This is a genomic window from Nostoc commune NIES-4072 (genome assembly GCF_003113895.1).
GTDB lineage: Bacteria > Cyanobacteriota > Cyanobacteriia > Cyanobacteriales > Nostocaceae > Nostoc > Nostoc commune.
This window is the reverse complement of sequence record NZ_BDUD01000001.1, coordinates 3,666,634-3,689,138: the sequence shown is the minus strand read 5'-3', so window position 1 is coordinate 3,689,138 and position 22,505 is coordinate 3,666,634. Positions and strand designations below refer to the sequence as shown.

Sequence of the window (22,505 nt, the reverse complement as noted above, 5' to 3'; positions counted from 1 at the left end):
AATAAACGACCACCCGAATTTAATATATTTATTAGACATCTCCGAAAATGAATGTAGAGACGTAGCATTGCTACGTCTCTACAAGGGTTTCAGATAACGCATAATTAATTTCTGGAGATGTCTATTGCATAAATTCTCAAAACCTTACCTGAAACCTGATTTACCAAGGTCTCGCCTTGTAGTCTGCTGGAGAAATTTGACTGTGGCTAAAGTCACCCATTCAGGTGAAGGCATACAGATATGTAACACATATTATGAAGGAAGATTAAGCAACTATGAAGCTAACTATGCGTCTAGTTGTTAGTTTATTGATAAAGTTTTAATTCAAAAATTTTAACAACACCGTATTCCTGCACTTGCCCTTTAATATTTATGTCCGCTCAATTAAGCATGGTTAAGAGGAACCCCCAACCACTCCCCACAAGCGCGGAGGGGAGGAAAAGCGCAGCTGTTTGCTCTGAAGGGGTGGTTTTACTATGGGCAATTCGCTGGGCATCATCAATATAACTACAGGCTACTCCCATAAAGCAAGATTTATAGGCTTCTAGATATGGCTACGCACATAGAAATTCCTGTTGTTGGCAAAGTTAAATATCCATTACGCTGGCTGATGGGGCTGATAGCAGGGGGTGTCTTGGTTGTTGGTACCACAACCTATACTCTGCTAAATCAGGGGACAAGTAAAGAAGATATTGCTCAATTAACTGTGCCAGTAGCAGCGAAAAATGTCACGTTGCGGATTACAGCTAGTGGCAAAGTCGTGCCAGTTCAGACTGTAAATATTAGTCCGAAAAACCCTGGAGTGCTGTCGCAATTATATGTCCAACAAGGCGATCGCATTCAACAAGGGCAAATTCTCGCCCGCATGGATAGCGCAGGTATTGAGGCTCAAAGGAGCCAGTACCGTGCTAACTTAGCTCAAAGTCAAGCACAACTAGCTGAAGCCCTTGCCGGTAGTCGTCCTCAAGAAATTGCTCAAGCTAAGGCGCGGTTAGCACAAGCTCAAGCCCAGCTAACCCAAGCTAAAACTGGTAATCGTCCCCAAGAGATTGCTCAAGCTCAATCACAAGTGGATGCGGCTCAAGCTAAGGTGAATTACACCAATGAACAGGTAAAGCGTTATCAATATCTATATCAACAGGGAGCAGAGAAAAAACAATTATTCGATCAAGCCATCAGCGAAGACAAAAGTGCTAGAGCCAATTTAGAAGAAGCTAAAAAAAGATTGTCGTTAGTCCAAAGTGGTAGTCGGGCTGAAGAAATCGCCCAACGTCAAGCAGCAGTTAATGAAGCACGGGCAGCATTGATACTGTTGGAAGATGGAACTCGTTCTGAAGAAATTGTCCAGCGTCAAGCAGCTGTTGAAGCGGCTAAGGCTCAATTGAAGGGTGTGGAAGTGCAGTTGGAAGATACAATTATTCGCGCTCCTCTTTCGGGAATTGTTACCCAAAAGTATGCCGATCCTGGTGCGTTTGTCACACCCACAACTTCTGCATCTACTAGTGCATCGGCAACTTCTAGTTCAATTGTCGCCGTAGCACGGGGGTTAGAAATATTAGCTCAAGTTCCCGAAGCTGATCTTGGCAGAATTAAACCGGGACAGCAGGTGGAAATTGTCGCTGATGCTTATCCCGATCAAGTTTTTAAAGGTCATGTGCGCCTGATTGCTCCAGAAGCTGTGGTAGAACAAGGTGTGACATCCTTCCAGGTGCGGGTTGCTCTAGATACTGGTGCAGATAAACTGCGTTCTGGCTTAAATGTGGATCTGACTTTTTTAGGCGATCGCGTCAATAATGCCTTGGTGTTACCAACGGTGTCAATCGTCACCGAAAAGGGTCAAACTGGCGTACTTGTGCCAGATGCAAAGAATAAACCCCAGTTCCGCGAAGTTACAATTGGGGCGCAAATCCAAAACCAAACTCAGATTTTAGATGGAGTTAAAGAAGGCGATCGCGTTTTTGTTAATCCACCCAAAGACTACAAAATTGAGAAGGCGAAAGAACAACAAAATAAATAATCCCAAATTGCGATAAGTAAGTTCGTAGTAAGGACTTTAGTCCTTATTTTTTCAGCACTAAAGTGCTGACTACAAACCCTGATAACTCGAACAGCCTTTTAATAAAAACTTTTAATCCAAAATTGGCATGAATTTTTTAGAAAGTATTCAAATGGCAGGTAAAACCCTGCTGTCAAATAAATTGCGTAGCGCCCTTACGATGTTGGGTATAGTTATTGGCAATGCCTCAGTGATTGCCATGATTGGCATTGGCGAAGGTGGGCAAAAATACGTTAATAAACAACTAGAGTCATTAGGGCCGAATGTGCTTTTTATACTGCCAGGTAATCGAGAAACTCAGCGTATATCCTTTGAAGTACCAAAAAATTTGGTGTTACAAGATGCTGAAGCGATCGCCTCTCAAGTACCAACAGTAGTAGGAGTTGCACCGGAATTAAACAGAAGACAAGTAGTTGTATACCGCAACAGAAACACCGATGTCAACATCATTGGCACAACTCCCAGCTTTCTATCGGTGCGGGATTTTGAAACTGATAAAGGCAGGTTTTTCTCTGAGGTAGACATCAAACGAAGTAACCAAGTCGTTGTGTTAGGTGGAGACTTAGCAGAAAAACTATTTGGTAGTAGTAACGCTATTGGTCAACAATTACGAATCGGGAATACCAGCTTTCAAGTAATTGGAACGTTAATAGCCAAAGGTTCCAGCGTGGGAGCAGATTATGATAATGCTGCTTTAATACCGATCACGACTTCAGCAAACCGACTTGTAGGAAAGAATTCTCCTTATGGTATCGCCTTAGATTATTTTGTCGCTGCGGCTCGTGATTCAGAGAGTGTGGATGCAGCAGAATTTCAAATTACTAATTTGCTGCGTTTACGGCACAAAATTAATGGTGAAGATGACTTTACTATCCGTTCTCAAAAGGATGCTTTGCAAACTGTCGGTCAAATCACAGGTGCATTGACAATTATGCTAGCAGCGATCGCTGGCATATCTTTGTTTGTCGGCGGCATTGGGATCATGAATATTATGCTTGTTTCTGTAACCGAACGCACCCAAGAAATCGGATTGAGAAAAGCGATCGGCGCAACTGAGCAAGATATTTTGCTACAGTTCATTATTGAGGCTGTAATAGTTTCCGCAGCTGGCGGTTTAGTTGGGACTGCGGTTGGCGTCAGTGGCATTCTATTAGTGGGAGCCTTGACTCCCTTAGAAGCGGCACTTTCTCCAACAGCGATTACTATGGCAGTTGGTGTCTCTGGTGGTATTGGTTTATTCTTTGGTGTTGTTCCTGCACGTCGTGCTGCTAAACTCGACCCGATTGTGGCCTTAAGAAGTGCTTAGTGAGCAACAAGCTTATCGCAAGTCATCCCATCCCTACGCCTAATCGCATCCAGTTCTGATCGGATTTATCTAGCGTTACTCTGCTGTTGTCCGCTTGCGGTACTGGGAGCGGATACGCGCCATAACCTGTTCTGCGGGGACACCCAGCGTTGCATCAGCTTCACATTCGTCATAGCTTTTAACAACTTCTTCGCGCAGCCACTTTTCTACAGCAGCGTCACGCGCTTGGAGAGTACGCAGACCATCCCGGATAACTTCACTTTCTGTCGCATATTCGCCAGAGGTGATAGTGAGTGCCTGTGTCGTTCTCATAAGAAATTCTCCTGCTTAAAGCTAACTTCTCAAAGTGTATGATTAAATTAGGACTTACGCAAAAATTGCTAAAAAGCTTAATTTCTCGAACCGCCAAGACGCCAAGAGCGCCGAGAATTCGTAGAGTGTGCGTAAGTCCTATAAATCATACACTTTCAAAAGCATGGTTAAGGCTTGAGAATCAATCTAAAATCTAAAATCCAAAATTGTCTGGCTTTTTCAAAACTACATGGAAAGAATTTAAATACCCAGTAATGGTTTTAGCTAATGTCTTTTGCTGTTTTTTTGTAGTTATTGCCATTACTTGATATAATCTTCCTTCAGCAACATACATTCTACTTCTAGTAATTTTCCCTCCAGAATTGATATACTCAATTTCTTTGCCAGGATGATTATTAGAACTACGAATATTCCTTTGACTAATTAAATTGCTTTTCGTAGTTTTTAAAGCCATATCCCGTGCATTATTAAGTAAAGCTTGGGGGTCAGTTACTTGACCATAACTATAAGGAAAATCATTGTAAGCAACTACATAAGCTACTTGCTGTTTTGGTGGTTGAGCGACAAATATTTCTAAGGTAATTTCTCCCATGTAAGTTTTTTGGTATTGAGTATTTCTGTTGGGGTTTCCCGGCATTAAAATACTAAAACGTCCATCTGGGGCAGTATATAACTTCCATTGTGGCTGCACCGGTTGAGAAACCTTTGGCTTGACAACAGTCGTGGGAGGTTTTGGCTGAGAAACCTTTGGTTTGACAACAGGTGTGGTAAGTTTGGGTTGACGCGCTTCCACAAAAACAGAACCACCACAAACGAGTGTGGCGGCGATTAGTGGCAACAGACTTTTAATTGTCATATTTTTTGCCTTTTGAGATGCTGATCTCACTGATGATGCTAGCTGTTATAACCTAGCAGCACATAAAGCAGCACCTATTAATCCCACTTGCGGGTTGAGGATAACATACACGGGGATCTCTTCAAGGAGGCGGCGCATCCTACCTTTTTGGGTGAAATTTAATAAGAAACCGTTGTTTTGAATTAAAGGCAGGATTTTGGGCGCAATTCCACCAGCAATATATAAGCCACCGTAAGGTAGGAGTTTCAGGGCAAGATTACCAGCTTCTGCACCGTAAGCTTCTATAAATAATTGCAAAGTTTGTTCACAGAGGCGATCGCGTTTTTCTAGTGCAGCTGTACCAATGACAGCACCAGGATCGACACTTTTCTCTTCTTGTCCAGCTTCTTGTTCCCAAGTTCTGACGATTTGGGCAATATCTGGTGATTCTACGGCAAATTTGCGATCGCGCAGAAATTGGTAAATTGCCACAATTCCCATTCCAGAAACCACGCGTTCTACAGAAACGCGCTGGATATCATGTTTACCCAACAGGTATCTCAACAGTTGAAACTCGATCTCGTTCCGAGGCGCAAAGTCAGCGTGTCCACCTTCTGAGGGAAAGACTTGATAGTGGTTTCCCTGCTTAATTAAAAATCCTTGCCCTAAGCCAGTACCAGCACCAATAATTCCAATGGGGGTTTCGGGTTGAGGTTTACCAACTTGCAACGTCAGCAAGTCTTCTTTTTGTAAACCTGAAATGCCATAGCCAACGGCGGCGAAGTCGTTAATCAAAGAAATATGCGGGATACCCAATTCTTCTTCTAAACGTTCAGTATCTAAGAACCAGGCTAAATTGGTCAGTTTAGCGGTATTTTTGACAATGGGGCCTGCGATCGCAAAACAAGCCTTTTCTGGTATGGGTGTATTAGCTTTGACCAAAAACTGCTGCACTATCGGTACTAAATCAGGAAAATCGGCACTGTGGTAACTTTCCTGATAAATAGTATGTATTGCTGATGAGTCTGATGTTTCAACCAATTGCAGAATAGTTTTTGTACCGCCAATGTCTCCTGCTAGTAACAAAGTCATAGAATTTATTGGTGAATTAAATTACTTTTTTTGTAAGATATACCCAACCTAGCAGAAGTCATGAACGCAAATCTCTATCAGAGGTTTAAGCAAATCGAATAACTTCTTCTATGTGGGTTAAATGGGAAGTATCTCCTTTTAGTTCTAATAACCATTCTGGATCTTCGCGTACCACTTTTACTAAAGAACATAAAGAAGCCTTGACTTCTGTTTTGGCAATTTCCCCCACTAGTCCCATTGCTCCCCCTAACACAGATGCGCCATGTGCCACTAGCAGGATATCCTCTGGAAAGAACTCAGTAGCTAAACATCTTGCAGTTTGCCCAGAACGTTCTCGCACTTTTTCGTGAGTTTCAGGATATTTGGCAGCGATGCGCGAAGTGTAGCTGGTGTCAATTCTGGGGAATAACTTTGCTAAGGCTGGAGTTGAGAGTCTTTCGGGTTCTTCTGTCATCCAAACTGGATTTAGCCATTCACTCAAACCTGTTTCCAATTTGATCGGTAAGTTTAGCACTTCTGCAACTGCGTTTGCCGTTTGTACGGTTCGCAAGAAAGGAGAAGCGAAAATATGGGAAATCTTTTCTTTTTTCAATCGTTTAGCTAAATGTTGCGCCTGCACCATACCATCATCAGACAAGGGTGGATCGTAACGTCGTTCGGCGGTGAGGAACCAATCAGGGTTTACGAAGTCGAGGCGGTTAGCGTGTCTTGCTATCCAAACTATTTGACTCATGGGTTTAATTATTCCGGTGAATAGAATTCGCCGCTAAACAAATATATAGATATCTGCAAGGAGGGCTGCAAATATTAATATATGACAAAAATCGTAATAATATTTAATAATACTAATGATTTAAAAAACTTATAAATGCTGTCAATGTACCTTTTCTTAAAGCCTTTTTAGCCAAGTGTCTAAAGCAATATCAACTATAGTAATCTGCTGAAATCGCTTTAGCGGAATTAACCCGAAAAGCTCTTTTAAATTCGCCCAGACAAAATCTTCTAAATCAGCTTCAGTTGCAAATTCCCAACTATCACCTGTTTTTCTTAAATTCACGAAATCCATTATCTCGCTCTAACTTTGGTAAATTACTACCTTTAGTATTCCCAAAGCAAGATATGATTGATACAACTGTTTATAACTTAAGCCATCCAAATAATTGCCCTACAGTTAATTGAAAGCCGCTAACTAAATCTGGAACTGGTAATAGTTCTTGTTCTTCTTGTAAAAGTTCTGGTTGCTGCTTTGGTGGATAGACTAAAACAGAGCGATCACCTGGATCAATTAACCAACCTAAACGACTACCATGTTTTAAACAATGTAGAATATTCCCAGTTACTTTAGTTTGGCTTTGATCTGGTGAAAGAATCTCAATTGTCCAGTCTGGATACGTGTGAAAAACATTTGCCACCTCTCCACGTTCATCTAAGGGAATCCGTTCCCAAGCAAATACAGCTACATCAGGGACAATTGAGCGTCCGCCAAAAGTACACCTCAATTCTGGGAAAGCAAGGGCAATTTTTTGAGGCTTGACAACAGAATTGATATTACTGACTAGTTCACCCTGTAATTTGCTATGTTTTCCTTGAGGCATTGGCTTTTGAATAATTTGACCATTAATGTATTCTAAGCTAGGCTTTGTTTCTGGTAGTTTCAAAAACTCTTCTAAGGTTAGGGGTTTAGTTGCTGATTTTACCATGTGCTTATACCTCCCAAGTTTTAATTTAATAAATTATCCTAAATAAGCCTTTTTAACTCGCTCATCACTAATTAATTCTGATGCTGCACCCGTTAAGGTAATAGAACCAGCTTCTAAAACATAACCGCGATCGGCAATTTGTAATGCCAAATTCGCGTTTTGTTCAACTAAAAGAATAGTCACTCCGGTAGCCCGGAGATTTTCAATAATAGAGAAGATTTCCCGGACGATCGCAGGTGCTAAACCTAAGCTAGGCTCGTCTAAAAGTAATAATTGTGGTTTACTCATGACAGCACGAGCGATCGCTAACATTTGTTGTTCGCCACCACTGAGGGTTCCTGCTAGTTGATTGCGTCTTTGTGACAAACGCGGAAATAGCTCAAATTGGCGTTGAATATCTACTTTTACCTCAGCTTGATTGGAGCGAATATAAGCACCCAAAAGTAAATTATCAAATACTGTTTGCCGCGCTAATACTCTGCGTCCTTCTGGACAATGGGCGATACCAAGTTGGACAACTTCGTGAGTTTGGCGGCGATTAATATTATGTCCATTATAAATAATTACGCCACTCTTAGGATTAACTACTTTAGATATAGCGCGGAGTGTGGTAGTTTTACCAGCCCCATTAGCACCAATAAGAGTAACTACCTCGCCTTTTTGAATAATTAAATTAATCTTTTTCAGAGCTTGAATACCGCCATAATTTACATCAAGTTCTTGAACTTCTAAAATTGTATAGTTTGGCTTACTATCGGCTTTCATCGGCGGCTTACATCCAGAAATATTGATTCAAAATCTAAGATACATCAATCATACATTTCTTAAAACGCTGCGTAGACATTGCTGCAACTTCAAACCAACGTCATAATACCGCAATCTTTATGATGTACCATTAATTACTGATAAATATATCAAGCGTCCTGTGGCAAAAGTAGCAGATATTGGTAGCAAACGATTAATTAATTTAGCTCCCGATGCATGGGTAAAGTGGGTGACTCAGCGTCCTGAAGTCGTGGCGAAAGAAATTATTGGCTCTGAGTTTCACTGGATTAGCCGCGAAACAGATGTGTTGGTGAAAGCATACAGTGCCAGTCACGGAGATTTTCTAGTACTTAATGAACTACAGTTGCGTTACACGGCACAGATGCCTCTACGGATGAGAGCCTATGCTGCCTTAGCACAAGAACGCTACCGATTGCCAACTTACCCAGTACTAATCAACATTTTACCGCCTCCATCTACCTTAACTATTGTCAATAGTTACGAGCAGGAATTTTTGGGATTACGTGCTATCCAAGATTATCGCGTGATTAATTTGTGGGAAATCGATGCTGAAATAGTATTTGAGCAATCACTACCATCGTTGTTACCCTTTGTGCCAATCCTGCAAGGAGGGGGAGAAGTATCAGTTGTGCAACGCGCATTAAAGGCACTACGAGCAGATGCACAGTTGAACGAGTTAGAATCATTGCTGGCATTTTTTGCTAGCTTTGTGTTGGAGACGCCTTTAATGCAACAAATCATGAGGTGGGATATGGCAGTATTGCGAGAATCGCCTTGGTATCAAGAAATTGAGCAAAGAGGTATTCAGCAGGGTGCGCGACGGCAGTTAATCCGGGTATTGGAACAACGCTTTGGCGAAATTCCTCATGAAGTGGAAATAAGGCTTGAGAGCGAAAGTGTGGAACAATTAGAAAATTTAATGGATAGTGCGATCGCTGTGAGTTCTTTAGACGAATTTGTAGAAATTTTGTCTACATGAATTCCATAGGAAATTTCAAGTTACCATAAATCTCACTTATTGAGTGCATCTATACCTTAATGACAAAGCCTGCTGATGTCAGTACCAAAAAATTAATCAGCCTCGCACCCAATAACTGGGCAAGATGGGTAACACAAATTCCTGATATTGTTGCTGGGGAAATCCTAAATAGTGAATTTCAGTGGATTAGCCGGGAAAGTGATGTTTTAATCCGTGTCAGTAGTCCCCAGGATGGAGAATTTTTGCTTCTCAACGAATTGCAATTACGCTATAAATCCCAAATGCCGCGTCGGATGCGTGCTTATACTGCACTTGCGGAAGAAAAATATAACTTACCAACATACCCCGTTCTTATTAACATTCTTAAAACTGATAACAACGAAATACCCACAAGCTTTACATCAAATATTGCCGGATTACGGGCAATACAAGATTATCGAGTAATTAATCTGTGGGAAATTGATGTCAATATTGCTTTTCAACAACCCTTACCATCCTTACTGCCATTTGTACCCATTCTCAAAGGTGGTGAAAATGAATCTATTATTAGAGAAGCATTGCAAATTCTCCGTGCTGATGAACAACTCAACCAACTGGAAACAGTTCTAGCTTTTTTTGCTACGTTTGTTTTAGAGAATACACTCGTTCAAGAAATCATGAGGTGGGATATGACCGTATTACGTGAATCACCTTGGTATCAAGAAATTTTACGCGAAGGAGAAGCACGCGGAGAAGCACGCGGAGAAGCACGCGGGGAACTGCAAGGAATACTTTCTGCGATTGAAATTAATTTAGAGTTGAAATTTGGCGATCGCGCCTTACAATTGATGCCAGAAATTAACCAGATTCAGGATTTAGAGCGTTTAAAGACAATTTTACGGAATATTGTCACTGGAAATACTATTGAGGAATTGCAACAGATTTTGTAATTCTCAAGTTAGTTATCAATCATTTCCTAAATAAGCTTCAATTACAGCCGGATCGTTTCTAACTACAGCTGGTTTACCCAAAGCAATCAACTGCCCAAAATCTAACACGGCAATGCGATCGCACAAACCCATAACCAATGGTACATGGTGTTCAATCAGCACAATGGTTAAATTAAACTGTTCTCGCAGACTACGGATAAATTCACTCAATTGTTGCTTTTCGTTGGGGTTCATCCCCGCCGCCGGTTCATCGAGAAGTAAAACTTGCGGTTGTAATGCTAAAGCACGGGCTATTTCTAGCCGACGCTGATCGCCATAGGCGAAGTTTTTGGCTTTTTCGTGGGCGCGATCGCTTAATCCTACCAAATCCAATAAATCTAAAGCTTTCTGCTTAGTTTGAAGTTCTTCATTAGGCGCTGGTGGTAATCCCAAAACTCCTGTAATCATATTACTTTTAGTGTGTAAATGTCGAGCAATTATCACATTTTCTAACGCTGATAATTCCCCAAACAAGCGGATATTTTGAAAGGTACGGGCGATACCTAAAGCAGCAATTTGATAAGGACGCAGTTGAGAAATTTCTGCACCTTGATAAATTAATTTTCCACCAGAAGGGGGAATAAAAGCAGTAATCAAATTAAACAGTGTTGTTTTTCCAGCACCATTAGGGCCAATCAGTCCGAAAATCTCATGTTTCTTTACACTAAAAGATACATTATTTACCGCCACTAGACCACCAAAGCGGCGAGTCAATGCTCTTGCTTCTAAAACAATACTGCTCTTCTTTTCTAGAATACTATGTGACATTTTTGCATATCATATATGAATATAAAACTTACCCAATAACTCTCTAAAACTTTTCTTACTTCGCGCTCTTCGCGCCCTTGGCGGTTCGTTTTTCCATAATTTTCCGTCTTTGAAAAATATCTGGAGTAATTAGCCCTTGAGGAAAAAAGATTGTACCTATTATTATTAAAAAGCCAAAAATAATTAATCTCCCATCGCGCAAAAATTGTCCTAGCCAATTAGGTAAACCACCAGTATCAGCAAGACTTCGCAAAATCTCTGGTAAGGCTGTAAATACCATACCTCCTACTACTGGCCCTAAAAAAGTTCTCGAACCACCAATCAAAACAAAAGTTAAATATATAATACTGCTATCAAAAGTACCTTGACGAGCATTCCAGGTATTAAGGAAGTGGGCGCTAATTGCACCTACAACCCCTGCAAGGATAGCCCCTAGTGTAAACGCCAAAACTTTGTAATAAGTGGGGTTAATTCCCATTGCACCCGCAGCTAATTCATCTTCGCGGATAGCAAGAAAAGCCCTTCCTACACGGATGCGTTCTAAACGATAAAACAGCACCATACTAATTAATAGTAAGGGCAAAGCAATCCATAAATATTCAATTGGTGTTTGGAAAGGTTGAGGAATGCCAAAAATTCCCACAGCACCGCCAGTAATATCTAAATTCAGGGAGATGACGCGCAGAACTTCCACAAAAGCGATAGTAGCGATCGCTAAATAAATTCCTCGCAATCTCAACGCTGGAATTCCTACCATTACACCCAATAAACCACAAATTACACCAGCGATTAACATCTCCAATAACAACAATGGAATGGGAAACAAACTACTGCTAGATGTAAAAACTTTGGTGGATAAAATTGCTGCAATATACCCACCTAAAGCATAAAATCCTGGACTAGCTAAAGACAATTGTCCTGTCATTAGCGGTAAATAAAGTGATAACCCTACTAGCGCCCCCAATACCATAGAGACAATTAGAGAACCATAAGTAGCGAAAAAATCAGCCATTTTAAAAAATTATGATTAAGCTTAATTAAACTATCGCTTTTATAACCTATTAAGCTGTTAATATTTGGTCTGCTGTAAGCGCCAGTTCAGGAAAAGTTCGTGACACAATCCGTTCTGAACCTCTAAACAGTGTGCGTTGATATTTTCCCTCAGCATTTAATAGAAAAACAAATACAGCCGGAACTTTTGGATTTCCTAAATACTCTCTTAGCCCAATTGCTAAATAATCTACAATCCAATATTCTGTAATCCCTAAGCGTTGATATTCATCCAATTTATCAATGTAGTCATCTTCCCAATTAGTTGATGTCACCTCTACAGCTAACTGGATAGATGCTTCAAGTGCAGAGTAGGCAGAACGATTTGAACGCCATGTATCTTTATCTATTACACTTACATTAGGCTTACGCCCTTGTTCTATTCCATTGGCAGTTATAGTTTTAAAGACTGCTGTATTTTTTACTACATAATTTAAGTTTAGTCGCCTAATTTCATCATTAAAACTAAACAATATAAAATCAGCGACATCATCATGATTTCTAGTTGCACGCACTTCTACAATTTCCCCATCCACAAGTTCATATAAACCTTCCTCTGGACACTGTTCTAAAAATTGATCAAAAGTTAGTTTTTGTCTGGTGTATGTTTTCATAGTGCTACATCAAACTTTTTGAATAAACCGCCGCCCTAGTAAACCTTGGGGTCTAACTAATAGCATGATAAACAAAATTCCAAAGGCTACTGCGTCTTTATATCCAGAGAATTCCGAAGGAACAAAAGCCTCGACTAATCCAATTACTAAGCCTCCCACCACTGCACCGGGAATACTACCTAAACCACCTAAGACAATCACCGCTAAACCCCGCAACCCAAAAGCAATGCCAAAATATGGCCCTGCAATACTAACACTAGAAGCAACTAAAGTTCCTGCTAATCCTGCTAAAAAACTGCTGATGAAGAATGTTAGGATGATAAAGCGATCGCTATTAATTCCTAACAAACTAGCTGTAATTGGATCTTCTGCGATCGCTTGCATTGCCTTACCATATTTAGTCCGATTGATAAAATAGGTAAGAATTCCCACAATTACAACTGATACTGCAAAAATTACCACCTGAACGCTGCGAATAGGAATTGGATTATCTGGAGTACCAAAATTAATCGCAGGTGGCAAATTACCGTAAGTATTTGCGGGGTATGTGTAACTTTCTGCGCCTACTAAATACTGAATTAAATTTACAATTACGACTCCTACCCCCAAGCTGGAAACAACAGTTAGCAAGGGATCAGATCCTTGACGGCGCAAAGGTTGAAAAGCAACCCGTTCCATTACTACCCCTACCAATCCTGCTAAGGTACTTCCTAAAATCAAGGCGATCGCAAATGGTAATTTTATCGGCAAGGTTGCATTCGCTAGCAAGCCGTTAAATCCAAAGCTACTACCCATGAGTGCATAAGTAAAATATGCACCTAAGGTAAAAATCGCCCCATGAGCTAAATTAATAATGCCCAAAATGGAATAAACTAAAGTATATCCCAACGCAAAAATTGCATAGATACTACCGATAGATAATCCGTTCAAAAATTGTTGCAGAAATAGAGTTATATCCATGTTGCAACTATTTTATAAATACGAATTTTCCAGTGTTTCCATCTTTATCCATCTTAATTTGAGCAACATAAAATTCTTTTTGAATTACATCACCAACTGGTGTAAAAGCAATCTCACCTAAAGGAGTATCATATTTTCCAGCTAGTATTTGCTTGTTCAATTCTGTCCGCAGTTTATCAAGAGGTAATGTGCTGATTTTGGTTTTTTTATCCAACTCTTTAAGCGCTTCAACATATACCTGCACCGCAGCAAAAGATTGACCCGTGAATTGGGCTGGTTCTTTCTTATATTGCTCAATATAGGTTTGGCGGAATACCTTATTAATCTCACCAGGATATTCAGGACTGTAAGCTTGAGCAATCAGCACACCATCGCACAGTGCTTTGCACACTGATAAAACATTTGGTGTATTCAGACCATTACCACCAATAATTATACCTTTATAACCCAGTTCTCGCAGTTGCCGCACTAAGTTACCACCATCAGCCGCTAGCCCTGAAATAATTACTAAATCTGGTTTTAAGTTAAGTGCATTGGTAGCTTGGGCTTGAAAGTCTGTATCAGTAGTTTGGAACTTTTGAACTGTTACTAATTCTAGCCCTTGTTCTTTTACTGCTTTTTGAAAAATCTCCGTTTCCGATTTATTAAATGCATCATTTTGGGCGTAAAAAACTGCCACTTTTTTAATTTGAGGATTCTGCTTGAGTGCAGCTTTCAGCGAATTAGGAGCAACTATAGAGACGGGGGCAGATACACGAGCTACATAATCACCGATTTCTGGAATTCCGTTTGCGGTATTTGATGCGCCAATAACTGGGACTTTAGCACGTTCGGCGATGGGGTCAGCACTAAAAGCTTGCTGTGACAAAGTAGGCCCAACAATACCGACAACTTTATCTTTGTTAATTAAGGTTTGAAAAGCGTTAATTGCTCCAGCTTCATCACCGCTAGTATCTTGGATTACCAATTTAATCGGAGTGCCATTAATACCACCTTTACTATTGAAATACTTCTCGGCAATTCTGGCTCCCACGAATCCCTCTTGACCAAGTAATGCTACGTTGCTGGTTTGTGCTAAGGCAATACCGATGGGAATAGCACCTGATGTAGTGGTAGTCTGGGTGGTGTTAGTTGTAGTGTTATTTGTAGTACTATCTGGAGAATTTGTCACAGAACCACCGCCACCACCACAGCCTGTTAGTAGTAAAGCGCAAGTTGATAATAATGCTGTTGTCTGAGCGATCGCGTTGTTCATCGTTAGATAATTATGTAGTTATTAGATATTCGGCAAAAGCTAATAGTAATTTTCATCATTTGCAAAGAAATGACGCAGATTTCTACTTTTGCACGAATTATATTAAATCATTCTTATTTGACCATGCAAACACAAATATTCAAAGTGTTTGTAAATACAAATTATAATTACCCATAATTTTACCATTCCCAGGTCAAACTTGGGAATCGTTAAGCGTGAGCGCCCTCAGGTGTCAGATGTTCGATTCAAACTTAAGTGTCTCAACTCATGCAGCCGATTAACGGCGGAGTATCAGACTAAGTTGATGAATGATTTCTTCAGCCTTAAATGATATAAACAAAGTTTTACCTAAAGTTTACTTTGGTAGAGTTGAATTCGATGAGTGTTAATGTAACGGCAGATAATAGCAGTTCTATCGCACGAAGCTTCTGAGTTTGAACTGGCTCATGTAAAGGTTTGTAACTGATTTCTGTTGCTTTTAAAAGTGAAACTGAATCCAAAATATGTACGTGGTTTCATCGTACAATACCAGTCAAACTGAAAGAAAAATTCAGGAAGTAAAACTTTACATCTGTTTAAATCTTTCCAACAAACACAGAGCAGTATTAAGGAGAAGGAGGAAGATGTTAGATTCTATGAAAAAGAAATTTACAATTTTAGCAGGCACAACATCAGTAATTTTATCCCTGGTAAGCCAACCAGTTCTTGCCGTTTGGAGTGGGCCTCAGAGTCTGGGAGGAGTATACACCTCAGATCCTAGTTGTGCTTCCTTAGGCACAAATCAGGTTATTTGTGCCGGTCTTGGAACCAATAAAGCACTTTTTGTAAATGGGTTTAATGGCAGTTCCTGGAGTGGGCCTCAGAGTCTGGGAGGAGTATACACTTCAAATCCTAGTTGTGCTTCCTTAGTCCCAAATCAGGTTATTTGTGCTGGTCTTGGAACCAATAAAGCACTTTTTGTGAATCGGTTTAACGGCATTTCCTGGAGTGGGCCTCAGAGTCTGGGAGGAGTATACACTTCAAATCCTAGTTGTGCTTCCTTAGGTACAAATCAGGTTATCTGTGGCGGTCTTGGAACCGATAGAGCACTTTATGTGAATCAGTTTAATGGCAGTTCTTGGAGTGGGCCTCAGCGTCTGGGAGGTGTATACTCCTCAGATCCTAGCTGTGCTTCCTTAGGTACAAATCAGGCGATCTGTGCGGGTCTTGGAACCGATAGTGCACTTTTTGTGAATCGGTTTAATGGCAGTTCTTGGAGTGGGCCTCAGAGTCTGGGAGGAGTATATACTTCAAATCCTAGTTGCGCTTCCTTAGGTACAAATCAGGCGATCTGTAGCGGTCTTGGAACCGATAGCGCACTTTTTGTGAATCGGTTTAATGGCAGTTCTTGGAGTGGGCCTCAGAGTCTGGGAGGAGTATACTCCTCAGATCCTAGTTGTGCTTCCTTAGGCACAAATCAGGCGATCTGTGCAGGTCTTGGAACCGATAGCGCACTTTTTGTGAATCGATTTAATGGCAGTTCTTGGAGTGGGCCTCAAAGTCTAGGAGGAGTATATACTTCAAATCCTAGTTGTGCTTCCTTAGGCACAAATCAGGTTATCTGTGCAGGTCTTGGAACTAATAAAGCACTTTTTGTTAATATTGGCCCATAGTTACAACGGTTTTTCTTGAGGGTGAAGGGTAGGATTAGTTTCGGACATCAAATAAATTTCTCTCTCCAGTTATGCCCTTCCCCTTCTTCAGTAATTTGAGATTGTTTAAGTATTAGGCAGGTAAAATTTCTTAAGCCCTTTTTTCACTACCTGCTAATTCCTTAGGTTCGTAGTGACGGCAACCATTACAAGGGCCTTCGGGATTGACAGCACAGCGCATATAGCCAGACCGGGCATTAAATTTGCAACTGATATCGCCAATCAGATAACCCACGCCTTCTAAATAATAGCGATCGCCTTCTACAGGTCTGACATTTTGCCGTCCTTGGACTACTGAAAAATTCATGGCTGCTTGCCTCATCCGTAAGCGCGATCGCGCATGGGTTTTGCGGATCGCCCACAAAGAAATCAGGGACGGTAAAAAACCAACGGCAATCACTAAAAGTGTCTTTAACACCTTCTTTTTACCTCTTCTGTGCGCTGATTGATTGTCCCTGATGTTGCACTCTGGTTTTACGGAAGTGCAAATACTAGGGCAGGCTTGCCTACTTCGTACCACAGTTCGTAGCAATTAGCAATGGTAATGTGGTGAGTAATTTTGAGGAAAAATTTACTTCTGCCACTTCAATCAGCATAACTGTTAAAACCTCAGAGGTGATCTGCCGTTGAATGTTGATAATTTTAAGATTTGTTGACTAATACCTTTTTGAAGAAGTGTTTTGTGCCAGCCTTAGCCCCATTCTTGTTTTTTCTGTGTCGCTGCAATGCTAATCTTTTTTTGGTTTGCTGACGAAGTTGCTGTGCTAGTAATGCAGCTTCCCTTTCAGCTCGGAATAAATCAACTTTTCGTGTTGTCAAAATAAACGATTCGTTAGACTTTCGTTTTACCCAAGGCACCCTAACTGCGAAATACTGACAAATATTTTTGCATAGCTCTTTTATCAAGAATGGGTAAGGTTTTTGACTATTCAGTGTGTTAGCGATCGCTTTCAACTCTAATATCGCTGCTTCTAACTCTTGTGCCATCTGATTGATGCGTTCGACTTGTGTTATAAAACGCTCTCGTTCACTGATGATTTTTGTTTCTTGGGGTTGCAGTGGCGCTATAGCAGTGATTATAGATGTAGGCTGGAACAGCAAAATGGGCTTTTTATGCGTGTCTTGGATTTTTTTCATACTACCTCAAGTAAGGCTAGCTGACTTTAAAGTATTTTAGCAGCTAATTAGTATATTTGTACTATACAAGGATTATACCTAAGAGAATAAACGTAATCAAAAAATTGCTGTTAACTTTGGCTCACTATGTGTGCCATTCCATTAGGAACTTCTAGTAAAAAAAACATTGCATCGTAGGGGCGCACAGCTAGCTGTGCGCCCCTACGATGTACAAATTAATTAGGATAATTTATTTTTAGAAGTCCCTTAATATGGAGTGCTAGTGCCTTCAATGAACTCAGGGGGCAACACATCACTAAACAATAATTGCTGCAACTCGACGCCTTCGGGACGGCTCCAATCTTTAACCAACTCAGCAATCAAAGTGATCGTAGCAGTTAGCACAACCCCAGAATCACGCATCCGTTGCCGTGCTAAATCTTCGGAGAGATGAAATGGTGAACCAGAAGCATCCATAACTGCTTGAACACTATAGCCCTCGCGCACTGCGCTGATAGCGGGATAAACTAAGCAAACGTCCGTAGTTACACCAGCCATAATTAAATTAGTACGATTCGTATCTTTGACTGCTTGAACAAAGTTCTCATCGTCCCAAGCATTTACAATGCCTGCACGCTTGATTCTTACCTCGTAAGCTTCAGGTAGGCTTTGTGCTAAAGCAGTTATCAGCAAACCTTGAAACCGCTCCTCTTGGCTACTTGTCAAAACCACAGGTATCTTAAGTACCTTTGCCACTTTTGCAAGTGCAAGAGTATTCTTCTCTACCTGAGTCAGAGGCAAGTTTTTGATCAGCTTCATAGTGCCAACTTGATGATCAATCAGAAGCATAGCCGAGTTTTCTTGAGTGAAGTTAGAAAATTTCATTGTGCTGTTTTTCTATGATGATTTTAGAAATCTCTAAACTTCATTCTGAAACGAACATCAAGCATTGTACAAGTAGGAACACAAGTGTACGTAGCATCTATCCTAAACATGGCTCAATCACATAAAATCCTCAACTCGCATCCTTATTTACGGCAGACACTTGACCTAGTTTCTGACAAATGGGTTACAGCAATCATCTACGTTCTATCCCAAGGTACGAAACGCTATGGTGAGTTGCATAGAGAAATTGGAGACGTTTCACAGCGAATGCTAACCCGTACTCTGCGTGATTTGGAGAGAGATGGTCTTGTGAAGCGTAAAGTTTATCCTACTAATCCTCCCACTGTAGAGTATTCTTTGACATCGTTGGGAGAAACGTTGGTTGAGCCACTTCGGCTACTATGCCAGTGGTCAATAAATCATTTTCATGAAGTAGAAACTGCCAGAGAAAGTAAAGACAATCATATAGACAGATAAATTATTATCATCCTTAGAGCTTCAATCCAATCGCTTACCAGCAAACCCTTGCAGCCAGATAAATCCCTGAGTGCTTGGTTAGTGACGGCAAGGCGACGCGCCGTCTCCAGTCGCCACAGTATCGTTGTAAATTGCAGGATAATTAAGAAAAGCTTGAAACAACTATTTTTGTTAATTCACATGACTATGCATTTGTACAGTGCGTAAGTCTTAGTTTAATCTGAAAATTCTGTTCTATAAGCGAAAATAACTGCACTCATAAACTGAAGTATATCCGCCAGGGGTGATAATATTTTTAGTAGAGTTATTTATGATTAATTATCTTCTTTATGAGATTAAGAATATACGAAATAGCTGATACCGAAAAAATTATGAAATTGTTCTACGACACTGTTCACGAAGTTAATATTCACGATTACACACAAGAACAAGTAGATGCTTGGGCACCAGCACAAATGGATATTGACCTATGGATTAAAGGTTTAGGAAGTAAGTTTACTTATGTAGCAGAGGAGCAGAGTAAAATTATTGGTTTTGGAGAATTAGAGGCTAATGGACATATTGACCGTTTTTACTGTCATAAAGATTTTCAAAGAAAAGGGATTGGTAAGAAAATCTTAGAACAGCTTGAATCAAAAGCAAAGTCTTTGGGAATTGAAAAGTTATTTGTAGAAGCTAGTATTACAGCCAAAACTTTTTTTGAAAGCCAGAACTTTATTGTTGTGAAACAGCAAGAGGTAGAACGTAGAGGGCAAAAACTGATAAATTTTATTATGGAAAAGTCAATTTCATAATTTTAAAAAAATTTTTATTTGAATGAAGCATCGGGGGATGGGCATTGTAACTTAAGAGGATGTTTGAAAAGTCCAATATAAAGATTTTTACATTACTTAATCTAGTTTGATTTATTCTTACCGACTTATTTAAATGTGGACTCTTGATTTTTGTTGAGTAATTTATTCTTTGTAAGTCCCTTACTGAATTGGTGTTTTAAGACCTTTAATTTTATATTCAAATTTCTAATCTTTTTTGATGGCAAAAAATGATATGTACAAATTCACTAAAATCGGAGTTTTCAAAAAATCCCCCAAAAATCATCAAAAAAAAGGTATTAACTTTAACATTTTGCTTAAATAATATAATTTTGATTTATGCGTGCCTTTTTATACATTTGACATTTTGATTGTTTGCTTTTATCTGTTTATTAAGATGTTATTGAGCGGATAATAGCAAATTTGGACTTCAGACAAAAAGATGTGTTCGTAGATATTCTCCGTGCATTTTATTTTTGTGAACTTTGAATCAGTAAACCGACCGTACTAACCAAATTGAATTGAGAGGATTTTAATTATGCCTAGACTAAGCATTCCACCCAATTTCATCGGTACCGCCAGTGCGGACACAATAGTAGGGGAACAGTTAAATGCATCTGTAGCAATTGGAATTGAGATTTTAACTCCAGGTTTGATTAATACAGGCTCAGGAAAGGACACCATTGAGGGCACAGGTGTTGGCAATATCGGCAGCATCGGTAGCGGCAACGGCGCCAATGGCGGTAGTGGCACAGGCATTGCTACTAGCATGAAAATAAAGTACCAGTTAGATAATTGATATCATATAAACCAGAAAAATCATAAATGATCGGTACATTATTAAATTGCAAGTTCCTAATTTTTTTCAAAGATTGACTTAAATCCACTCGTAGTATTAAAGTTATTTTAATAACTGATTAATTTTAACTTGCAGTTTTTCTCGTAATTGTTGCGCCTGCCGATAAGCTACTGTACGCTCTTTGTTTGAATGGTTGTGCAATTCTGCTGGTTCCAAAGGCTGAATAAAGTAATGCAGGCGAGTTCTCATTGCCCAAACTCCCATTGAAGGAAACAGAATTAAGGCAAGCATTAAAGGCGAGATAGGCAAAAATGGTAATTTGACTAGCCGTTGTAATTTTTTGAAATTAACAGCCCAAGGATGTAAAGATTCACTACCAATGCAAACTACTGGCAGAATCGGAATTTGATAGCGATCGCTCAATTTAATAAAACTCACATCAAACTTTTCTAGTTGATAGCGTCTCTTCCAACCTTTCCCAGGGCCACGGATACCTTCAGGTGCATATAAGACAATTTTACCTGGGGCGATCGCTGTAGACATTGGGGTAGCGATCGCTCCTTCAAAATCATCTAATTCCGCTCGCACACCACCCAAAACCTGCGACCATTTAGGTGGTAGCCACCAAATTATCCAAGGGTGTTCAAACAATGCAGGACTTGCTAATGGTTGTACCACCCATCCTCTAGCTTCACTTAATAGATAACCCAAGCTTAAAAAATCCCAAGGAAAACTCATCCCTGCATGGTTCATTGCTACAATCAATGGCCCTGTTTGCGGCAAGTTTTCGACTTGTTGTAATTCTCCACGAAAATAGTATTTGACGATGGGGGCAAGAACTTCTTGGCGAAAAGCTTGTTGATATTTCGGATCAAATTCACCAACTTCTGTTCGAGGTGAACGAAAACCAAGACGCAACCAACGACTCAGCAGCGCCAGATAAAATCCGCCAGGAATTAAAAATAATCCATATTCAAACCAATTCCAACCGTCTGAATCGCTATGATAGTGCTGCCAATGACGGTTAAATATAATTAGCCAGCCTGGAGGATACCAAAGACAAAACCAATCAAACCAGCTAAATATATAGCCTTCACCTGGTGCATTTTTTAGTTGAGTATTTATGAGGTTTTCAGAGTGTTGATTAATCAAAATTAATAATATTAATTAAACACAAATTTTATTTAAATTATTATAGCTTTATCGATTTACCATTGGAATCTTACCTTAGAAGTAAAATTAACTACATGTTTTGGAAAAATAATATTAAGTATCTTATAGGAATCCGGTTTGATTTCTGAAAATATACGTAGGATGTGTTAGCACGGAGAGTACGGCATCAAACTCGTGTTCATAGTGCGTTACGAACTCCGTTCTAACACACTCTACAATACTTAATTTCGTTCAAAAATCAAATAGTAATCCTATATGAAGCATAACTGTGTAATACACCACCCATAGATTTTTGGCGATGCATGAAACTTGAAAATTCTCAGATCGTTTATAACAATACTATTTTGGCATTACGAACCTGAGAAAATTTAATTTTTATTTTATAGTTAGCTAATACAGTTATTTTGTCTCAATAATTTTTTGTCGCACACCTTAAAACAGTTAACAGTTATCAGAAGTATGGCGGGGACTTAAATCAGTGAACAGTAATTAATCAAGGCTGATAAGTAATATTGGTCTTTAGCCAAAAGATGAAGTTGATAATAACTAATGACAGTTTAAATTCTTCCTCAAGCTGGAGACAAATGGCGAGACACCTGTCTTACTCTTCCTATTATGGAACTAGAAAAGTCACTAAAAATTTCAGATTTAATCCGTGAACTTCGGCAGCAGCTTGATCTCTCTCAAGAAAAGTTTGCAGCCAAATTGGGAGTTTCCCTGCGAACAGTTAATCGCTGGGAGAACGGATCTACAGTGCCTTCACAGATGGCACTAAAGCTAATTGAAGAAATGTTACAGAAAATGGGCGAACCAGGGAAGAGACTACTGAACGAGTATCTCCTAAAGGCAAAGCAACGGGAGGACTCTTAAG

General features: G+C 39.9%; 25 protein-coding genes. 9 read left to right on the top strand and 16 right to left on the bottom strand.

Features of this window, described 5'->3' with window-relative positions:
• Window positions 1–550 precede the first annotated feature (550 nt).
• Window positions 551–2,017 (top strand): efflux RND transporter periplasmic adaptor subunit, encoded by a 1,467-nt coding sequence (locus tag CDC33_RS16440; RefSeq protein WP_109009371.1) that lies wholly within the window; start codon window positions 551–553, stop codon window positions 2,015–2,017.
• Between the two features lie 127 nt (window positions 2,018–2,144).
• Window positions 2,145–3,362: an ABC transporter permease gene (locus CDC33_RS16435; protein WP_109009370.1), complete on the top strand. Its 1,218-nt coding sequence runs from the start codon at window positions 2,145–2,147 to the stop codon at window positions 3,360–3,362.
• 75 nt (window positions 3,363–3,437) lie between these two features.
• Here the strand turns inward: CDC33_RS16435 and CDC33_RS16430 are convergent, their stop codons facing one another.
• The 7 genes from CDC33_RS16430 to CDC33_RS16405 form a co-directional block, all read right to left on the bottom strand.
• The gene (locus CDC33_RS16430; RefSeq protein WP_109009369.1) at window positions 3,438–3,674 is read right to left on the bottom strand and encodes a ribbon-helix-helix domain-containing protein; all 237 of its coding nucleotides are present in this window, start codon (window positions 3,672–3,674) and stop codon (window positions 3,438–3,440) included.
• A gap of 193 nt (window positions 3,675–3,867) precedes the next feature.
• Window positions 3,868–4,530, bottom strand: coding sequence for a hypothetical protein (locus CDC33_RS16425; RefSeq protein WP_109009368.1), 663 nt, complete (start codon window positions 4,528–4,530; stop codon window positions 3,868–3,870).
• Between the two features lie 45 nt (window positions 4,531–4,575).
• Window positions 4,576–5,601 (bottom strand): glucokinase, encoded by a 1,026-nt coding sequence (locus CDC33_RS16420; protein WP_109009367.1) that lies wholly within the window; start codon window positions 5,599–5,601, stop codon window positions 4,576–4,578.
• Window positions 5,602–5,686: 85 nt separating this feature from the next.
• Window positions 5,687–6,334, bottom strand: coding sequence for a histidine phosphatase family protein (locus tag CDC33_RS16415; RefSeq protein ID WP_109009366.1), 648 nt, complete (start codon window positions 6,332–6,334; stop codon window positions 5,687–5,689).
• A gap of 156 nt (window positions 6,335–6,490) precedes the next feature.
• The gene (locus tag CDC33_RS38815) at window positions 6,491–6,658 is read right to left on the bottom strand and encodes a hypothetical protein (RefSeq protein ID WP_219930038.1); all 168 of its coding nucleotides are present in this window, start codon (window positions 6,656–6,658) and stop codon (window positions 6,491–6,493) included.
• Between the two features lie 79 nt (window positions 6,659–6,737).
• A complete protein-coding gene (locus CDC33_RS16410) occupies window positions 6,738–7,301 on the bottom strand; it encodes a Uma2 family endonuclease (RefSeq protein ID WP_109009365.1) in 564 nt (187 codons plus the stop codon).
• A gap of 33 nt (window positions 7,302–7,334) precedes the next feature.
• Entirely contained in the window at window positions 7,335–8,066 is a 732-nt protein-coding gene (locus tag CDC33_RS16405) for an ABC transporter ATP-binding protein (protein WP_109009364.1), read from the bottom strand.
• A 160-nt stretch (window positions 8,067–8,226) separates the two neighbouring features.
• On the opposite strand from CDC33_RS16405, the gene CDC33_RS16400 reads away from it, so the two are divergent.
• Together CDC33_RS16400 and CDC33_RS16395 are read left to right on the top strand one after the other, a co-directional pair.
• The gene (locus CDC33_RS16400; protein WP_109009363.1) at window positions 8,227–9,066 is read left to right on the top strand and encodes a DUF4351 domain-containing protein; all 840 of its coding nucleotides are present in this window, start codon (window positions 8,227–8,229) and stop codon (window positions 9,064–9,066) included.
• A 59-nt stretch (window positions 9,067–9,125) separates the two neighbouring features.
• The gene (locus tag CDC33_RS16395) at window positions 9,126–9,995 is read left to right on the top strand and encodes an RpnC/YadD family protein (RefSeq protein ID WP_109009362.1); all 870 of its coding nucleotides are present in this window, start codon (window positions 9,126–9,128) and stop codon (window positions 9,993–9,995) included.
• A gap of 15 nt (window positions 9,996–10,010) precedes the next feature.
• Here CDC33_RS16395 and CDC33_RS16390 read toward each other — a convergent pair whose 3' ends face one another.
• From CDC33_RS16390 to CDC33_RS16370, 5 genes are read right to left on the bottom strand one after another with little or no spacing between them, the layout of a single operon-like run.
• Window positions 10,011–10,802, bottom strand: coding sequence for an ABC transporter ATP-binding protein (locus CDC33_RS16390; protein WP_109009361.1), 792 nt, complete (start codon window positions 10,800–10,802; stop codon window positions 10,011–10,013).
• Window positions 10,803–10,857: 55 nt separating this feature from the next.
• Entirely contained in the window at window positions 10,858–11,814 is a 957-nt protein-coding gene (locus tag CDC33_RS16385; RefSeq protein ID WP_109009360.1) for a branched-chain amino acid ABC transporter permease, read from the bottom strand.
• 49 nt (window positions 11,815–11,863) lie between these two features.
• The gene (locus CDC33_RS16380; RefSeq protein WP_109009359.1) at window positions 11,864–12,466 is read right to left on the bottom strand and encodes a Uma2 family endonuclease; all 603 of its coding nucleotides are present in this window, start codon (window positions 12,464–12,466) and stop codon (window positions 11,864–11,866) included.
• 9 nt (window positions 12,467–12,475) lie between these two features.
• Window positions 12,476–13,426, bottom strand: a complete 951-nt coding sequence (locus CDC33_RS16375; RefSeq protein ID WP_109009358.1) for a branched-chain amino acid ABC transporter permease — start codon at window positions 13,424–13,426, stop codon at window positions 12,476–12,478.
• Between the two features lie 7 nt (window positions 13,427–13,433).
• The gene (locus CDC33_RS16370; RefSeq protein WP_109009357.1) at window positions 13,434–14,681 is read right to left on the bottom strand and encodes an ABC transporter substrate-binding protein; all 1,248 of its coding nucleotides are present in this window, start codon (window positions 14,679–14,681) and stop codon (window positions 13,434–13,436) included.
• Between the two features lie 635 nt (window positions 14,682–15,316).
• Here CDC33_RS16370 and CDC33_RS16365 point away from each other — a divergent pair.
• Window positions 15,317–16,333, top strand: coding sequence for a DUF8189 domain-containing protein (locus tag CDC33_RS16365; protein WP_146195826.1), 1,017 nt, complete (start codon window positions 15,317–15,319; stop codon window positions 16,331–16,333).
• A gap of 130 nt (window positions 16,334–16,463) precedes the next feature.
• On the opposite strand, the gene CDC33_RS16360 is transcribed toward CDC33_RS16365, so the two are convergent.
• From CDC33_RS16360 to CDC33_RS16350, 3 genes are all read right to left on the bottom strand, one after another.
• Window positions 16,464–16,790 (bottom strand): DUF6464 family protein, encoded by a 327-nt coding sequence (locus CDC33_RS16360; RefSeq protein ID WP_109009355.1) that lies wholly within the window; start codon window positions 16,788–16,790, stop codon window positions 16,464–16,466.
• A gap of 224 nt (window positions 16,791–17,014) precedes the next feature.
• Window positions 17,015–17,509: a hypothetical protein gene (locus CDC33_RS16355; RefSeq protein WP_109009354.1), complete on the bottom strand. Its 495-nt coding sequence runs from the start codon at window positions 17,507–17,509 to the stop codon at window positions 17,015–17,017.
• A gap of 246 nt (window positions 17,510–17,755) precedes the next feature.
• Entirely contained in the window at window positions 17,756–18,373 is a 618-nt protein-coding gene (locus CDC33_RS16350; protein ID WP_109009353.1) for an isochorismatase family protein, read from the bottom strand.
• Between the two features lie 108 nt (window positions 18,374–18,481).
• Here CDC33_RS16350 and CDC33_RS16345 point away from each other — a divergent pair, with 108 nt between their 5' ends.
• The 3 genes from CDC33_RS16345 to CDC33_RS16335 all read left to right on the top strand — a co-directional run bounded on the left by CDC33_RS16345 (window position 18,482) and on the right by CDC33_RS16335 (window position 20,461).
• A complete protein-coding gene (locus CDC33_RS16345) occupies window positions 18,482–18,850 on the top strand; it encodes a winged helix-turn-helix transcriptional regulator (RefSeq protein ID WP_109009352.1) in 369 nt (122 codons plus the stop codon).
• A 329-nt stretch (window positions 18,851–19,179) separates the two neighbouring features.
• A complete protein-coding gene (locus tag CDC33_RS16340) occupies window positions 19,180–19,644 on the top strand; it encodes a GNAT family N-acetyltransferase (RefSeq protein WP_109009351.1) in 465 nt (154 codons plus the stop codon).
• 556 nt (window positions 19,645–20,200) lie between these two features.
• Window positions 20,201–20,461, top strand: coding sequence for a hypothetical protein (locus CDC33_RS16335; protein ID WP_109009350.1), 261 nt, complete (start codon window positions 20,201–20,203; stop codon window positions 20,459–20,461).
• 102 nt (window positions 20,462–20,563) lie between these two features.
• Here CDC33_RS16335 and CDC33_RS16330 read toward each other — a convergent pair whose 3' ends face one another.
• On the bottom strand, window positions 20,564–21,613 hold the full coding sequence (locus CDC33_RS16330; RefSeq protein WP_109009349.1) for a 1-acyl-sn-glycerol-3-phosphate acyltransferase: 1,050 nt from the start codon (window positions 21,611–21,613) through the stop codon (window positions 20,564–20,566).
• Between the two features lie 636 nt (window positions 21,614–22,249).
• Between CDC33_RS16330 and CDC33_RS16325 the strand changes: the two genes are divergently transcribed.
• Window positions 22,250–22,504 carry a helix-turn-helix domain-containing protein gene (locus CDC33_RS16325; protein ID WP_109009348.1) on the top strand — a complete coding sequence of 85 codons (255 nt, stop codon included), beginning with the start codon at window positions 22,250–22,252 and terminating at the stop codon, window positions 22,502–22,504.
• The last annotated feature ends 1 nt before the right edge of the window (window position 22,505 follow it).

What these genes read in the sequence shown, in the direction of transcription:
- CDC33_RS16440 (WP_109009371.1), top strand. Translation starts at nt 551, where the DNA reads ATGGCTACGCACATAGAAATTCCTGTTGTTGGCAAAGTTAAATATCCA.
- CDC33_RS16435 (WP_109009370.1), top strand. Translation starts at nt 2,145, where the DNA reads ATGAATTTTTTAGAAAGTATTCAAATGGCAGGTAAAACCCTGCTGTCA.
- CDC33_RS16430 (WP_109009369.1), bottom strand. Translation starts at nt 3,674, where the DNA reads ATGAGAACGACACAGGCACTCACTATCACCTCTGGCGAATATGCGACA.
- CDC33_RS16425 (WP_109009368.1), bottom strand. Translation starts at nt 4,530, where the DNA reads ATGACAATTAAAAGTCTGTTGCCACTAATCGCCGCCACACTCGTTTGT.
- CDC33_RS16420 (WP_109009367.1), bottom strand. Translation starts at nt 5,601, where the DNA reads ATGACTTTGTTACTAGCAGGAGACATTGGCGGTACAAAAACTATTCTG.
- CDC33_RS16415 (WP_109009366.1), bottom strand. Translation starts at nt 6,334, where the DNA reads ATGAGTCAAATAGTTTGGATAGCAAGACACGCTAACCGCCTCGACTTC.
- CDC33_RS16410 (WP_109009365.1), bottom strand. Translation starts at nt 7,301, where the DNA reads ATGGTAAAATCAGCAACTAAACCCCTAACCTTAGAAGAGTTTTTGAAA.
- CDC33_RS16405 (WP_109009364.1), bottom strand. Translation starts at nt 8,066, where the DNA reads ATGAAAGCCGATAGTAAGCCAAACTATACAATTTTAGAAGTTCAAGAA.
- CDC33_RS16395 (WP_109009362.1), top strand. Translation starts at nt 9,126, where the DNA reads ATGACAAAGCCTGCTGATGTCAGTACCAAAAAATTAATCAGCCTCGCA.
- CDC33_RS16390 (WP_109009361.1), bottom strand. Translation starts at nt 10,802, where the DNA reads ATGTCACATAGTATTCTAGAAAAGAAGAGCAGTATTGTTTTAGAAGCA.
- CDC33_RS16385 (WP_109009360.1), bottom strand. Translation starts at nt 11,814, where the DNA reads ATGGCTGATTTTTTCGCTACTTATGGTTCTCTAATTGTCTCTATGGTA.
- CDC33_RS16380 (WP_109009359.1), bottom strand. Translation starts at nt 12,466, where the DNA reads ATGAAAACATACACCAGACAAAAACTAACTTTTGATCAATTTTTAGAA.
- CDC33_RS16375 (WP_109009358.1), bottom strand. Translation starts at nt 13,426, where the DNA reads ATGGATATAACTCTATTTCTGCAACAATTTTTGAACGGATTATCTATC.
- CDC33_RS16370 (WP_109009357.1), bottom strand. Translation starts at nt 14,681, where the DNA reads ATGAACAACGCGATCGCTCAGACAACAGCATTATTATCAACTTGCGCT.
- CDC33_RS16365 (WP_146195826.1), top strand. Translation starts at nt 15,317, where the DNA reads ATGAAAAAGAAATTTACAATTTTAGCAGGCACAACATCAGTAATTTTA.
- CDC33_RS16355 (WP_109009354.1), bottom strand. Translation starts at nt 17,509, where the DNA reads ATGAAAAAAATCCAAGACACGCATAAAAAGCCCATTTTGCTGTTCCAG.
- CDC33_RS16350 (WP_109009353.1), bottom strand. Translation starts at nt 18,373, where the DNA reads ATGAAATTTTCTAACTTCACTCAAGAAAACTCGGCTATGCTTCTGATT.
- CDC33_RS16345 (WP_109009352.1), top strand. Translation starts at nt 18,482, where the DNA reads ATGGCTCAATCACATAAAATCCTCAACTCGCATCCTTATTTACGGCAG.
- CDC33_RS16340 (WP_109009351.1), top strand. Translation starts at nt 19,180, where the DNA reads ATGAGATTAAGAATATACGAAATAGCTGATACCGAAAAAATTATGAAA.
- CDC33_RS16335 (WP_109009350.1), top strand. Translation starts at nt 20,201, where the DNA reads ATGCCTAGACTAAGCATTCCACCCAATTTCATCGGTACCGCCAGTGCG.
- CDC33_RS16325 (WP_109009348.1), top strand. Translation starts at nt 22,250, where the DNA reads ATGGAACTAGAAAAGTCACTAAAAATTTCAGATTTAATCCGTGAACTT.